Origin of the sequence: Calothrix rhizosoleniae SC01, from assembly GCF_900185595.1 — a bacterium.
Taxonomy (GTDB): domain Bacteria; phylum Cyanobacteriota; class Cyanobacteriia; order Cyanobacteriales; family Nostocaceae; genus Calothrix_A; species Calothrix_A rhizosoleniae.
In genome coordinates this window covers 1-13,539 of the sequence record NZ_FYBH01000025.1, presented here as the reverse complement: position 1 = coordinate 13,539, position 13,539 = coordinate 1, and the positions used below count along the sequence as shown (strand labels likewise).

Here is a 13,539-nt window from a genome sequence, read left to right as displayed (position 1 = left end):
CAGCATTCATGGCACGCGCAAAGTTTGAAAGGAGTAAACCCCACGTTAATATTGGTACTATTGGTCATGTTGATCATGGTAAAACCACATTAACAGCAGCTATTACCATGACCTTATCAGCACTAGGTCAGGCTCAGGCAAGGGCTTACGATCAAATTGATAATGCTCCTGAAGAGAAAGCACGGGGTATTACAATTAATACAGCCCACGTAGAATACGAAACTGAAAGTCGTCACTACGCTCATGTAGATTGCCCCGGACACGCTGACTACGTGAAGAATATGATCACTGGTGCAGCCCAGATGGATGGAGCAATCCTGGTAGTATCTGCTGCTGATGGCCCCATGCCCCAAACTCGGGAACACATCCTGTTAGCACGTCAGGTGGGTGTACCTAACCTGGTAGTCTTCTTAAACAAGGAAGACATGGTAGATGACGCAGAACTATTGGAATTGGTGGAATTAGAAGTTCAGGAATTGCTATCTGACTATGATTTCCCTGGAGATGAAATTCCTATCACTAGTGGTTCTGGCTTGCAAGCACTGGAACACATGACTGCTAACCCCAAAACACAACGTGGTGAGAATAAGTGGGTAGATAAAATTTATGACTTGATGGATAATGTCGATTCTTACATTCCTACCCCTGAGCGTGATGTAGATAAGCCCTTCTTAATGGCAGTAGAAGACGTATTCTCTATCACAGGTCGCGGAACTGTAGCCACCGGTAGAATTGAGCGTGGAAAGGTGAAAATTGGCGATGTTGTTGAGTTGGTTGGTATTAAAGACACTCGCAACACCACTGTGACTGGTATCGAGATGTTCAAGAAGAGTCTCGACGAAGGTATGGCAGGGGATAATGCTGGTTTGTTACTACGTGGTATGCAGAAGGATGATATTGAACGGGGTATGGTACTTGCCAAGCCTGGTTCTATCACCCCTCACACTCAATTTGAAGGTGAGGTTTACGTATTAACAGATAAAGAAGGTGGTCGTAAAACTCCATTCTTTTCTGGTTACCGCCCTCAGTTTTATGTACGGACAACCGATGTAACTGGAACCATCGATAGCTTCACTGCTGATGATGGTAGTGCGGCGGAAATGGTAATGCCCGGAGACCGTATTAAGATGAATGTGACACTGATAAACGCCATTGCGATTGAAAAAGGAATGCGTTTTGCGATCCGTGAAGGTGGTCGTACCATCGGTGCTGGTGTGGTTTCCAAGATTGTTAAGTAGCATCTTGTACTGCAATTAATTAGGGAGCAGAGATGATGTAATTTCTCTCTGCTCCTTTTACATCCCCACAACCTTAAGGAACTTGGATTTATTAACTTACAATCAAATTTGTACTTTATTTTATTCGCATTCCTTAGCACAATCCAAAATCTAAAATCTAAAATCTAAAATTACTCAGAACCAGGAAAATTTAAAATGGCAACTCTGCAGCAGCAAAAGATTAGAATTCGTTTACAAGCTTTTGACCGTCGTTTGTTAGATACATCTTGTGAAAAGATTGTAGATACGGCTAACCGCACTAACGCTACAGCAATTGGCCCGATTCCTTTACCTACAAAGCGCCGCATCTATTGTGTATTGCGATCGCCCCACGTTGATAAAGATTCCCGAGAACACTTTGAAACCCGTACCCATCGACGCATTGTGGATATTTATCAGCCTTCTTCTAAGACTATTGATGCTCTTATGAAACTAGATTTACCCTCAGGTGTGGATATTGAAGTAAAACTTTGATTACTCCCCTACCTACAGGCGAAGGGATTCTAAAAGGATGCTAAGCGACAGGTTAAAACCACGTTGCTTTGCTTCTGATTAGCTATCACCCAAATATAAATAAGGGTGAGTAAATAGAAGTATGAAGTACCCAACTGTATTGCAGTCTCTCAGAGGCTTTTACACTCTCGCCAAGTTTCTGGTAATTGAATTATTAAATTAATTAGTTCTATTTTTTACTTTGCCCTAGATAACATTTCTCAGGGCTTTTTATTTATTCAGAAAATCAAGATGCTAAAATATATTAAAACTACGGGAAAAACAATAGATTAGAAACTTTTATAAGATTCAATCGATACCAAAGTAAAAATGACATCATCTCCCCAAATAGCTGTTTGCGAATTACCTCTGTTCCCGTTACCAGAAGTAGTTCTTTTCCCCAATAGACCACTACCACTGCATATTTTTGAGTTCCGTTACCGGATCATGATGAATACGGTTTTGTCAAGCGATCGCAGGTTTGGAGTATTAATGATTGATCCAGGACAAGGTACAATCGCTAATATTGGTTGTTGTGCGGAAATAACTGAGTACCAAAGGCTACCAGATGACCGGATGAAAATATTAGCTACGGGACAGCAAAGATTTCGATTATTAGAGTATGTGAGGGAAAAGCCTTATCGAGTCGGCTTAGTCGAATGGATAGAAGATAAGCCAACTCAGTCAGACTTACGTCCTATGGCAACTGAAGTAGAACAATTGTTACGGGATGTGGTGCGTCTTTCAGGAAAGTTAACTGAGCAAGATATTGATTTACCACAAGACTTACCTGATTTGCCCCTGGAACTCTCCTACTGGATAGCAAGTAACCTATATGGAGCAGCTACAGAACAGCAAGCATTATTAGAAATGCAAGATACGGCTGCTCGTTTGCATCGAGAATCGGAAATATTGACTTCGACTCGTAGCCATTTAGCAGCTCGTACTGTTCTCAAAGATACTTTTGATCAAAAACTGTGATGATGATGATTGCTAATCAAAAATTATTGATTGGCATTACGTCATAACTACCAAATAGTTTCATTACTTCTGTGTAATTCCTCAACTCTGCCAAAGCTGAATCCATTTCTGCAGAAGTGGAGTCTGCTTCTAGGTCAATAAAAAACAAGTACTCACCTAATGACCTTTTGGTGGGACGAGATTGAATGCGGCTAAGATTGATACCAAGATTAGCAAATACCTGTAGGGGTTTCACTAAAGCACCAGGAATATTGGCAGGGACACTGAACGCTAGAGAAGTATAACTAAGGGATTTTTTTAATGTTCTATGAGCATTGGGTTGATGATTTTGGCTAACGACCCAAAAACGGGTAAAGTTTTCTCGGTAATCATTAATTCCCGTATTTAAGATGGGTAATTTGCGTAGTTGTGCGGCTCGTTGAGAAGAAATAGCTGCTGCTGTAGTATCACTTTTTAGCAGTTCTAGTGCTTCTGTGGTTGAATTAGAAGAAATTAGTTGTGCTTTGGGAACAAAACTTTCTAGCCATTTCTGGCACTGTGCTAAGGCTTGAGGATGGGAATAAACTGTTTTGATCTCCTGTAAATTACCAGCACAGGAAATTAATGTGTGAGTAATAGGCATAACTAAAGCTAGCTGAATACGTAAATTATCCAACTGCCATAGAGTATCAAGAGTAACAGTCACAACCCCTTCGATGGAATTTTCTACTGGTATAACTCCCAAAGATGATTGCCCTTGAGATACTGCATGTAAGGTTTGGGCAATAGTAGAATAAGGGCATAAGAAAACCTTTTCCTCTGTAAATTGAGTTAGCCAATTACTATACATCATGGCAGCTTGTTCTGCATAAGTACCAGGAGGACCTAAATGAGCAATAGATATAGTCATACAATTTTAGATTTTAGATTTTAGGTTTTGGTTATTACATACTTGGTGGCAAAAGTAATTTTTCACCTCCTACAGTGATACATTTGGTAGCGGTATTCGCCAGCCGATTGACGATATTCTTGCTCAGAGAAGCAATTCTGGGATGCTAAATCAATAGGGGCACGAAAGTCTACCAACCATAAATCAAGAGGTTTGGGCATTTGAGAGAGTTGTGCTTGCAGTTTATCCACAGCCTGGGTGTAATCTTTGGTAATTGGATTTCTGTGAGCGAAAAAGAACTGCCAATTCTGGATATTGATTGAAGAATTGAGAAATTTTTGCTGTTCCCAAGCTAGGCTCATTATTCTTCCTGTTTGCCCATGATGCTTATGGGTGGTGGCAATGAGAACAGGAACCTGAGATTTATTGTGGATGATGGGAGCCAATATATCAGAACGATGATTTTGGAGATAACCCCAATTCCAGAGTACTGTTATTCCTCCGAAAAATGCCATTAGCCAAATTATTGATACTGTTATCTGGGGAATTGTTTGCACTTTTGTTAATAGTCCCATCAATGAAAATGATTTTGAGACAGTTGACTGTGCTTGTGGCGGAACCTTGGAGATATTTTGATTCACAGATTGCCAAAAACCGGCTAACCCTGCTGCTATCAGCAGAATTACTGCTGGAGCATAAACAAACTGGAAACGAGCTGCTAAGGTTAAATCCATACCCAGAATATAGGTGAAAAATAAAAAGAAAGCGATCGCACTGCCTATATAAATACTGAGATAATGGATAAGTAAACGAGCATTAGTATCCTGGGATTGAATTTGCATACCAGAAAGCAACTTGGGTATTACCCAAAACAAGAATAATATGGTGGTTATGCCAGAAATTACCACAATTACCATCGGTAAATTGGTGAATGCAGAAGGCAATAAAAACAACATACTCATCATCCACAGCAGCAGACGTAAAATTGGTGCCAAACTAGGCTTTCCATCAGAAACCCAGGCAGTCGGTTCACTACCATAAATATTTTGCAGTGCAGGTAACCACACTAAACAGCCAATCAGAGTTCCCAATACTACTACCCAGATAATTCGCCAATAATTTTGTCCTAATAAAGATTTATTTTTTCTTAACTGCTGCCATATTAAAATCAAAAATACTAATCCTTGTGCCACTAAACTGAGAACAAAAAAATAGTGGGTTGCTACTCCCAAACTATTAATGGCAATCCAAACAAATGCTATCCATCTAGACAAAACTTTTCGACTCTGGATATCCCGAATTGCTTTAATCAAGCAAGACAGAGAAGCAATTACTAATAATACAATTAATGTATAATGTCGTGCTTCTTTACTTAGAAAAACTACGTAGGGAGAAACAGCCATCATCGCTGCTGCTAACTGACCTACCAATGGGGAGCGAAAGGCAAAACTACCAAAGAGAAACATTACAGGTATAGATATTACTCCTAAAACCGCACTCAGCGATCGCGCCACCCAAATAGAGGCTAAGTCTGGAATTGAGGAAAAGAGTCTCATCCATACATGGGTAAGGATAAAGTATACGGGGGGATGGGTACTTTCCTGAAACAAGGAATTAATGACCGACCCTATGCCAGCTTTAGCATTGGGTTGTAGGGGTTGTAACAGTACATCTGCATTAATAACTTGATCTAGGGGTACTGAGTGAAAACTATTACCCAAACTAAAAACAATGGTGGCAAATTCATCTGTCCAAGGAGGTAGAGATTCCAGACGCAAAAAGCGCAGAGCAGTACCAAGGATTACCCATAGTAGCAGTAACCCCAGATGATTACGTTGATTCATGCAAACAATAGATCAAACAATTTTGGATTTTGGATTTTGGGTTCACCCGATGTCTCAAGTCAGGAGTTTGTATCCTTTTACTCTTCTGTCAATTAATCTGAGCAAATTTATATTTTTAGATATGAATAATAACCTGATGATGCAAATTTAACGTCAGCCTGATTGAATTTTATAATAGTTAATAATAGTTAATAAAAAGCCGAAATTAATTAATAATATAAATATCACACAATTTAAGTTTATGAGTTTATGGCGACCAAGTTTATTGCCTCCCAGTCAGTAGAAATTTCTGTACCTCAGCAGTCTATACCCATTCAGCACTACTTGCGTCAGCCTCAACGCCTAGTTAATGCCCTAGCTGAATCCAGCTGTGTTCAACCCCTAACTAATGAAGTTTTTCGCTTGAAAATGCGTCCATTGGCATTTATGTCACTAACTATTCAACCTACTGTTGACATGAAAGTATGGGCAGTACCTGATGGTACGGTACATTTACACTCTGTAGGTTGTGAAATTATTGGTATTGAGTATATTAACCACCGATTTGATTTAAAGCTACATGGACATTTATCACCCTACGATATCCATAGTAATACGTACTTGCAAGGGAATGCTAATTTAGAAGTACTAGTAGAGCTACCACTACCATTTTCTTTAACGCCCAAACCAATTCTAGAAACCACTGGTAATAGCTTGCTTAAAAGTGTTTTATTAACGATTAAGCAAAGGTTATTGCGTCAATTAATAGTAGATTATTGCCATTGGGTGAAATTACAAACCCAAGTCACAACCTCTACTTTTGAATCTCAGGAATTTTCGATTTGGAATATAGAATAATAGCCCAACAATTTTGGATTTTGTGGAAAGTTGCGGTGCGGTGAGTGTAGTGTGGTCTTGGGGGCTTCCCCCATGAACAACTACCGTGTCTCTTCCAGAGGAACTTTGCTAACGCGTAGCATCTCCGTTCGGCGAAGCCGTGCCGAAGGCTCAGGAGATACCCGAAGGAGGGTTCCCCCGTTGAGCAAACTTTTCAAGACGGATTTTGGATTCACCCCATGTCTAACTTCAGGGGCTTGTATCTTTTTACTCTTTTGTCATGACATATTGCAGAACTAAAGCACGGAAAAAACCGTGCTTTAAATTCCTATTGGTTAGGTTGACAAGGACGGAAAGACAAGCGATGTAAAGGAGAAGGACCGTGTTGTTGCAATGCCAATAAATGGCGCTTGCTACCATAACCTTTGTTATTTCGCAAGTCATACATTGTATATTTGCCAGCAAGACGCACTATGAGGTCATCACGCCAAACCTTCGCCACAATACTGGCAGCAGCAATGGAAAGAGAAAGGGAATCTCCTTTAACTATAGTTTTCTGTGGTAAAAGTAAATCTTTGATAGATTGATTCCCATCAATTAAGCATAAGGCTGGCTGTTGTTTTAGTTTGACTACAGCTCGCTTCATGGCTAACAGAGTTGCCTGTAAGATATTTAATCGATCAATTTCACCAGTGGCAGCAAAACCTATTTTCCAATCTATTGCTAGGTTACAAATCTGCTGTGCTAGGTGATTTCGACGAGAACTAGATAGTTTTTTACTATCTTTAATTTCAACAGCTATGGGTGCTTCTAAAATGGTTTTGGGTAAGATTACTGCTGCTGCTACAACTGGTCCAAATAAAGCACCTCTTCCCACCTCATCAATCCCAGCCAATAGTCCTGGAACTTCTGATACCAAGGAAAATTCTAGCCATTTTGTGACTTGGGTTACAGCTGACTGTTGAATCGCATCCGCAGTCATTTGTCTTTTAGCCATTATTATTCTGTTTCTTTGGCTGAAGAGCGACGGCGAACCCGACGTTTAGCAGGTGATTTGCTGGTAGGGGCACTTTCATCTGGTACCACCACAAAGTTTGGTTTATTTTCTATAACTTCCTCCTTTGAGGATTCTGGTTGGGGTTTGTCTAAGACTATTTTCTTGGTAGATGTAGTTGGTTCTGAGGATGCTTCGATTTCTGAAGATACTTCAGTGTCTGAAGATACTTCAGTATTGGGAGAGTTGCTAGATTCTTGTCCCGGCAATGTGACATTAATAATTACAGATTTGGGATTTTTTACCTCTCGCTCTAATTTTTCTAAAGGGGAAACTCCCATTTCTGCATACACATCCTGCTCTTCAGCAGTCATTTCTACAGAAACAATTTCCGGGGGTTCCACTATTGGTTTGACGAAATCTGCTCGAGAACTTCTACCACGTTCTGGGCGATTGTCTTGGGGACTTGCTGTGCGCATACCCCAACTTTGTTTGTTCACATTGGGAGGAGGCAATTCTGAAGTAACCGGTAACTCATTCTCAACATCCATATCTAAGTCTGGCTCGTTGATGAATGCTATTGGGCTAGCTGCAACTCGCGGTTCATCTTTACCATTACCACCGTTGATATTGATGCGACGGCGACGGGTGCGACGTTTACTGCTATCTCCCAGTTCTTGATAACTAGGATGATTCATTAAATCTAGGGCAGCAATATCAGATTCTGTGTCATATCCTTCGCTAAAGGTATCATAACTTTCCCGTTGTTCTGGGAGCCGAGGAGCAGGTAGCCGTGGTTCTCGTTGAGCCATAGATGCAAAACGATCTGGCAATTCTGTGGGTGAGGGCAATCTGGTTTCCGTTTCTCCAGGCAGATGTACAATATGTCCTAAACCACCGCAGGCAGAACAAGTTTCACCAAACAATTCGTAAATATTTTGCCCTTGACGTTTGCGGGTAAGTTCTACTAAACCTAATTCTGTTAGTTGGGCAATTTGAGGACGAGCTTTATCTGCTTTGAGTGCTTTATTAAAGTGTTCTAGCACTTGCTGTTGGTCTTTGCGGGATTCCATATCAATGAAATCTACTACAATTACCCCAGCAATATTCCGCAGACGCAACTGGCGAGCAATTTCCGTAGCAGCTTCACAATTAGTCCACAATACTGTTTCTCTCGCAGTGGCTGAACGGGTGAAGGAGCCGGAGTTCACATCTATAACTGTTAAAGCTTCTGTGGGCTCAATAATAATGTAACCACCAGAAGGTAAATCCACTCTGGGTTTGAGGGCTTCTCTAATTGCTGCATGTACGCGGAAATACTCTAAAATGGGAGAGCGATCACGGTGATGATCGATGAGCAATCCTTGGGGTGTCTGTCCCCCACTCCAATTCTGCAAATACTGCTTTACCCGCTTTAAGCCGGTGCTGGAATCAACGACGATGCGATTTACATCTGCACCGTACATATCTCGCAGTACCCGTTGAATAAAGTCATCGTCCCGGTTTAACAAAGCAGGAGCACGGGTAGATTGTGCCTCTTGTTGAATCAATTCCCATTGTCTTTGTAGGGATTCCAAGTCTTCGATAATTGCTTCTTCTGGCTTGCTTTCAGCTTCTGTACGTACCAACAATCCCATGCCAGATGGTTTGAGCAAAATTGCTAGGGCACGCAAACGATTGCGTTCGTTTTCGTTCCTAATTCGCCGGGACAAATTGACTCCCCGTCCATAGGGCATCAATACTACATAACGCCCTGGCAAAGTAATATTACCTGTAAGTCTAGGGCCTTTTGTTCCTGTTGGCTCCTTCATGACTTGCACCAAAACTTTCTGTTGTGGTGCTAATAATTCTGTAATTGCTGCTGCTGTGCGCCTGAGCTTCAATGGACCCAAATCAGTTACATGGATAAAGCCATTACGTTCTGGATCACCAATATTAACAAAAGCTGCATCTATCCCAGGTAGTACATTTTCTACGACTCCTAGATATATATCACCAATTTGGTGATGACCCGTAGCAACGACTAGTTCCTGTATTTGGTCTTCAGAAAAAACGGCAGCGATTTGATGCTGTTCGGCAATGATAATTTGTTTTGGCATTCAATTTCCTCAAAAAATGGCAGCACCAAGGTTCCTTGAGGTTATGCTTATTCCTCTCGTCCCTGCAAGCCTCACAAGGTACTGCTGGTAATTAAAATTTTGCATCTAGGCTCAAAACTAACGAGGAGAGGGAGAAGGACACTTCTCTTCAAATTCAGAAGTTCTGCGCTGCTGACAGTTAATCTCTTGGGGAGATTCTCTGCTAGGAGGTAGGTAACGCCGATGGTACAGCTACCATTCCTAATTTTCAACTGGCACATTATTCTACAACCCGTCGAGCTATTTACGCGACAACTGCGCTGAGGCGCTTGACTGTCCCGGAATGGCTAAATATTTTTAAACAATTAAATGGTCTGCCCATGGTTGATTTTCAATGACATGCCCTGACTGTAAAATCATGGCTAGAAAGAACAAAAAATACTTTTTTGCCCTCCACCTCTGGTGATTTTATCTATAATGTGCTTTTCAGTACACACTTTCAAGGGAATTATCCCTAGGGTGTATGCTGCACTCAGCACTCCTAAAATCTGTAGGTGTATTGGGCAGTTTTGGTAAAAAACATACATTTTAGAGAGCCTGACGGAGCTACATAGATCGATGATTCACTCTTAGCTGTAAAGAGAGCTATATTAATCTGTCTCAGTTTATCTAGTCTAAAACACTAGAAACTTTACTCTAAATAACTTTGCTCCCCTAAGTTTCGGGGATATGAATCATTTCACTGAATGCAGCGCCAGAAATTTTCTCTTCATCTCATTCTAACGCAACCTTGGTGGCATCATCCCACACTGACTGCAAGCAGCATAGTGTAGTTTTCTCAGCGACTCCCGGTATCCCGTCGGACATGAACTGTTCGCGCAGCGTCTCCGAAGAAGACACTTTATTTAGGTTGGGTGAGATGCCCCTCCCCACAGCTACACAATACTAAAACAAAAACTGAATCAAAATTCAGTAGGTGCCTGCACTCTCCATATAAATTAATTCAAAATTTTTTTTCGTTTTGAATTTTGAATTTTGAATTCAAAAAAAGGTCAAGTTACAAGGCACTTTCAGCGGTTAGCTATTAATCTAGTTTAACCTGCACGTTTGTAGTATATCATGGCTGCTGGTTGGGATTAATTGTCGTCAACATGTCAAGCAATGAAAGAGTTAGAACAAAGCTGAATGATTTGATACTTTGCGCCCTATCTGGTTGCAGCTAAAGTTCAATTTCTATAGCTACTTGGGAAAAAGGTAAAATAAATGTTTTACCTTCTCGATAGGAATTATACAGCCAAAATTAACTGCTGGCGATGAATATGCAATAGTTGAAATTCTCTGCCAGTTGTTTGTTCTAGCATAAACAGGATTTGTTCGGGACGCAAGGTTGTACCGTCGTTTCGACAACTACCCAAATAACGCAATGTAGTTGCACTTTCTGGATGATATGGTTTTTTGTTGGCAGATGTAACTATCTCCAACTCTAATAGGCGATCGCGCAGATTTACTAACTGAGTTTTACCGGATTTGCTAGTATGTTCCCACCAAAATTCTGGGGTGGCTTTGATAGCATCAATCCAATTTTCCCAGGTTGTGGGTGTGATCTCATCAACAACTGTAATGGTTAGTAAATATTCTGCAGTTGTCAGGAGTTGATTGGCTGAGGGAGCTTTTAAATCCAGTATTTCCACTTTATATATAGGAATATCTACTGGCATTACGGCGCTCAATTTTTGTTGAAAAGTAGCTACGTCCATGATCTGAGTTAACTCAAAATCCATGATCTCGCCACTACTTGAAGCCCCTAAACTCAAGGCGTTAGCAATGGAAATCCGGGGATGGGGGTGAAATCCTCCCGTAAATGCTACTGGTATTCCGGCTCTACGGACTATGCGTTCTAAAAGACGCACTAAATCTAAATGACTGGTTAAAGTCATATCCCCCTGTTTGCCAAACCAGACTCGCAGCCGTTGGTCTCTTTGAGTGTTGGGGACAAATTCACCAGCAAATTCGGGAATTGCTGGTGGAGGAATCACAATATTATGACCAAAGTCAGTGCCGCACACACCACAATGGGAACAACCATCAAAGGAACAGTCGGGAATTATGGCAGCTGACAAGGCACGCTTTAGATCCTCTTGTAACCATTTTTTATCGATACCTGTATCAATATGATCCCAAGGTAGAGGTTGGTTGAGGGAGTCCAAGGGTGGAGATGTGGGAGGAGAAATTATGTTTAACTCCTGTTCTTCTACCTGATGCTGCACATTTTGGTGATGGAACAGATTCCATTCGCCATTTTCTACTAAACGATATTTCCAATCTAGTCCTGCCTCTGTGATCGCTTGTTCCCAAGCGGCAAAAGCTTTATCTAAACCTTCATACCAAGAATCCATCCCTGCGCCTAATTCCCAGGCTCTTTGTAATACTTTACCTAAACTGCGATCGCCTCTACCCACAAAGTCTTCCATTGCCGAAATTCGCACATCGGTAAAATTGACTTTGACTCCTTTCATACGCCGAAATTCTTGCCGCAAAAGTTCCTGCTTACGCTTAAATTCAGCAGTTGACACAGAATGCCACTGAAATGGGGTATGGGGTTTGGGGGTAAAGTTAGAAATTGTTAAGTTAAAGTTTAATGGTCTTCTGCGCTGTGCTTGACACTGCCGTCGTAACCACCTTACGGTTTCCACAATTCCCACCACATCGGCATCAGTTTCCCCTGGTAAGCCGATCATAAAGTAAAGTTTGATTTTATCCCAACCCTTTTCCCAGGCAGTTTTTACCCCTCGCAACAATTCTTCATTGGTGAGACCTTTGTTGACTATATCCCGCATCCTTTGGGTACCAGCTTCTGGGGCAAAAGTCAAACCACTTTGGCGTAAACCTCCCAGGATATTGGCTATATTTTCGTCAAACCTATCTACTCTTTGGCTAGGTAGTGATAAAGAGATATTCTCATTTTTGAGGCGATTTTTGATTTCCATCCCCACGGCTGGTAGGGACAAATAATCGGAGCAACTTAGGGATAACAAGGAAAATTCATTGTAACCAGTTGACTCCATTCCCTTCTCAATGGCTGTGACTATTTGTTCTGGTTCTACATCCCTAGCAGGTCTGGTGAGCATACCTGGTTGGCAAAAACGACAACCACGGGTGCAGCCACGGCGAATTTCTATGGTCAGCCGATCATGTACTGTTTGTACATAGGGTACTAGACCAATGGAATATGCGGGTATGGGGGTGGATACTCGGCGGATTATCCGTTGAGGTACGTCTACACCTTGGGGAGCGACTGAGCCATCAACCTTCATGGTGTAGAACTGGGGTACATATACTCCTGGGACTTGAGCCAAGTCCAACAGTAATTCTTCCCTGCTTAATCCTGCTGTTTTCCCTTCCTCTAAAACTAAGCCGATTTCCGGCAATAATTCTTCTCCATCACCTAAAGCAAAGAAGTCGAAGAAGTCAGCATAGGGTTCCGGGTTAGATGTTGCCGTCTGTCCCCCTGCAAATACTAAGGGATGATTCCCCGTTAACCGTTCTCGCCACGTCAGGGGAATACCAGCCAAATCCAACATTTCTAAAATATTGGTTGCACCCAATTCATAACTGAGGCTAAAGCCTAAGATGTCGAATTCTGTGAGCGATCGCTTGGATTCTACGGCAAATAAGGGCGTATTCGTGTCCCTCAACTTTGCTGACAAGTCCGAGCCTGGTAAATAGGCGCGATCGCACAATTGGCGTGGCTGGGCATTCAAAATGTTATAAAGAATGATATGACCGAGATTGGATGCACCAACTTCATATATTTCTGGGTAAGTTAACACCCAGCGTATTTCAGCCTGATTCCATGGTTTATGTACCGCTAGAAGTTCGTTACCCAAGTAACGAGCGGGTTTTATTATATCCGATGTGATTAATGTTTTTAGTGCAACAGCCACTATGCTATTTTTGAGCTACTTTAAATATTACAGCTACCAATTTACTAAATTAACATTTAGATCGGGTATTAGCAAAAATATAGTTGCTAAATCATTAATCATGAAATTTAATTTATTATCGAAAATTTTGGATCTCTAACTCCATCATCGCCGCTTCAGCATAGCTGCTCACCATAATCAGAATTTACTTCCAATACCAATTTAAAAAACGATTGCGACACATGGAAAGAAAGAAAAGCTGGTCT

9 protein-coding genes are annotated in these 13,539 nt (G+C 41.4%); 4 read left to right on the top strand and 5 right to left on the bottom strand.

The window, feature by feature from the left end; genetic code table 11:
• Positions 1–8: 8 nt before the first annotated feature.
• From tuf to CALSC_RS01190, 3 genes are all read left to right on the top strand, one after another.
• The gene (gene tuf / locus CALSC_RS01200) at positions 9–1,238 is read left to right on the top strand and encodes an elongation factor Tu (protein WP_088239610.1); all 1,230 of its coding nucleotides are present in this window, start codon (positions 9–11) and stop codon (positions 1,236–1,238) included.
• Positions 1,239–1,433: 195 nt separating this feature from the next.
• Positions 1,434–1,751, top strand: coding sequence for a 30S ribosomal protein S10 (rpsJ, locus tag CALSC_RS01195; RefSeq protein WP_088239609.1), 318 nt, complete (start codon positions 1,434–1,436; stop codon positions 1,749–1,751).
• A gap of 348 nt (positions 1,752–2,099) precedes the next feature.
• The gene (locus CALSC_RS01190; protein ID WP_088239608.1) at positions 2,100–2,750 is read left to right on the top strand and encodes an LON peptidase substrate-binding domain-containing protein; all 651 of its coding nucleotides are present in this window, start codon (positions 2,100–2,102) and stop codon (positions 2,748–2,750) included.
• 16 nt (positions 2,751–2,766) lie between these two features.
• Here CALSC_RS01190 and pheA read toward each other — a convergent pair whose 3' ends face one another.
• Together pheA and CALSC_RS01180 are read right to left on the bottom strand one after the other, a co-directional pair.
• Positions 2,767–3,639 (bottom strand): prephenate dehydratase, encoded by an 873-nt coding sequence (gene pheA, locus CALSC_RS01185; protein ID WP_088239607.1) that lies wholly within the window; start codon positions 3,637–3,639, stop codon positions 2,767–2,769.
• A 62-nt stretch (positions 3,640–3,701) separates the two neighbouring features.
• Positions 3,702–5,462 carry a glycosyltransferase family 39 protein gene (locus CALSC_RS01180; protein WP_088239606.1) on the bottom strand — a complete coding sequence of 587 codons (1,761 nt, stop codon included), beginning with the start codon at positions 5,460–5,462 and terminating at the stop codon, positions 3,702–3,704.
• A gap of 249 nt (positions 5,463–5,711) precedes the next feature.
• Here CALSC_RS01180 and CALSC_RS01175 point away from each other — a divergent pair, with 249 nt between their 5' ends.
• On the top strand, positions 5,712–6,299 hold the full coding sequence (locus tag CALSC_RS01175) for a DUF1997 domain-containing protein (RefSeq protein WP_088239605.1): 588 nt from the start codon (positions 5,712–5,714) through the stop codon (positions 6,297–6,299).
• Positions 6,300–6,606: 307 nt separating this feature from the next.
• Here the strand turns inward: CALSC_RS01175 and CALSC_RS01170 are convergent, their stop codons facing one another.
• The 3 genes from CALSC_RS01170 to CALSC_RS01160 form a co-directional block, all read right to left on the bottom strand.
• Entirely contained in the window at positions 6,607–7,275 is a 669-nt protein-coding gene (locus CALSC_RS01170) for a ribonuclease HII (RefSeq protein ID WP_088239604.1), read from the bottom strand.
• A gap of 2 nt (positions 7,276–7,277) precedes the next feature.
• Complete coding sequence (locus CALSC_RS01165) at positions 7,278–9,371, bottom strand: Rne/Rng family ribonuclease (protein ID WP_088239603.1); 2,094 nt, start codon at positions 9,369–9,371, stop codon at positions 7,278–7,280.
• A 1,265-nt stretch (positions 9,372–10,636) separates the two neighbouring features.
• On the bottom strand, positions 10,637–13,294 hold the full coding sequence (locus CALSC_RS01160; RefSeq protein ID WP_088239602.1) for a TIGR03960 family B12-binding radical SAM protein: 2,658 nt from the start codon (positions 13,292–13,294) through the stop codon (positions 10,637–10,639).
• Positions 13,295–13,539: the final 245 nt, after the last annotated feature.

Excerpts from the sequence above, each read along its gene's own strand:
- tuf (WP_088239610.1), top strand. The coding sequence starts at position 9 with ATGGCACGCGCAAAGTTTGAAAGGAGTAAACCCCACGTTAATATTGGT.
- CALSC_RS01175 (WP_088239605.1), top strand. The coding sequence starts at position 5,712 with ATGGCGACCAAGTTTATTGCCTCCCAGTCAGTAGAAATTTCTGTACCT.
- CALSC_RS01190 (WP_088239608.1), top strand. The coding sequence starts at position 2,100 with ATGACATCATCTCCCCAAATAGCTGTTTGCGAATTACCTCTGTTCCCG.
- CALSC_RS01165 (WP_088239603.1), bottom strand. The coding sequence starts at position 9,371 with ATGCCAAAACAAATTATCATTGCCGAACAGCATCAAATCGCTGCCGTT.
- rpsJ (WP_088239609.1), top strand. The coding sequence starts at position 1,434 with ATGGCAACTCTGCAGCAGCAAAAGATTAGAATTCGTTTACAAGCTTTT.
- pheA (WP_088239607.1), bottom strand. The coding sequence starts at position 3,639 with ATGACTATATCTATTGCTCATTTAGGTCCTCCTGGTACTTATGCAGAA.
- CALSC_RS01180 (WP_088239606.1), bottom strand. The coding sequence starts at position 5,462 with ATGAATCAACGTAATCATCTGGGGTTACTGCTACTATGGGTAATCCTT.
- CALSC_RS01170 (WP_088239604.1), bottom strand. The coding sequence starts at position 7,275 with ATGGCTAAAAGACAAATGACTGCGGATGCGATTCAACAGTCAGCTGTA.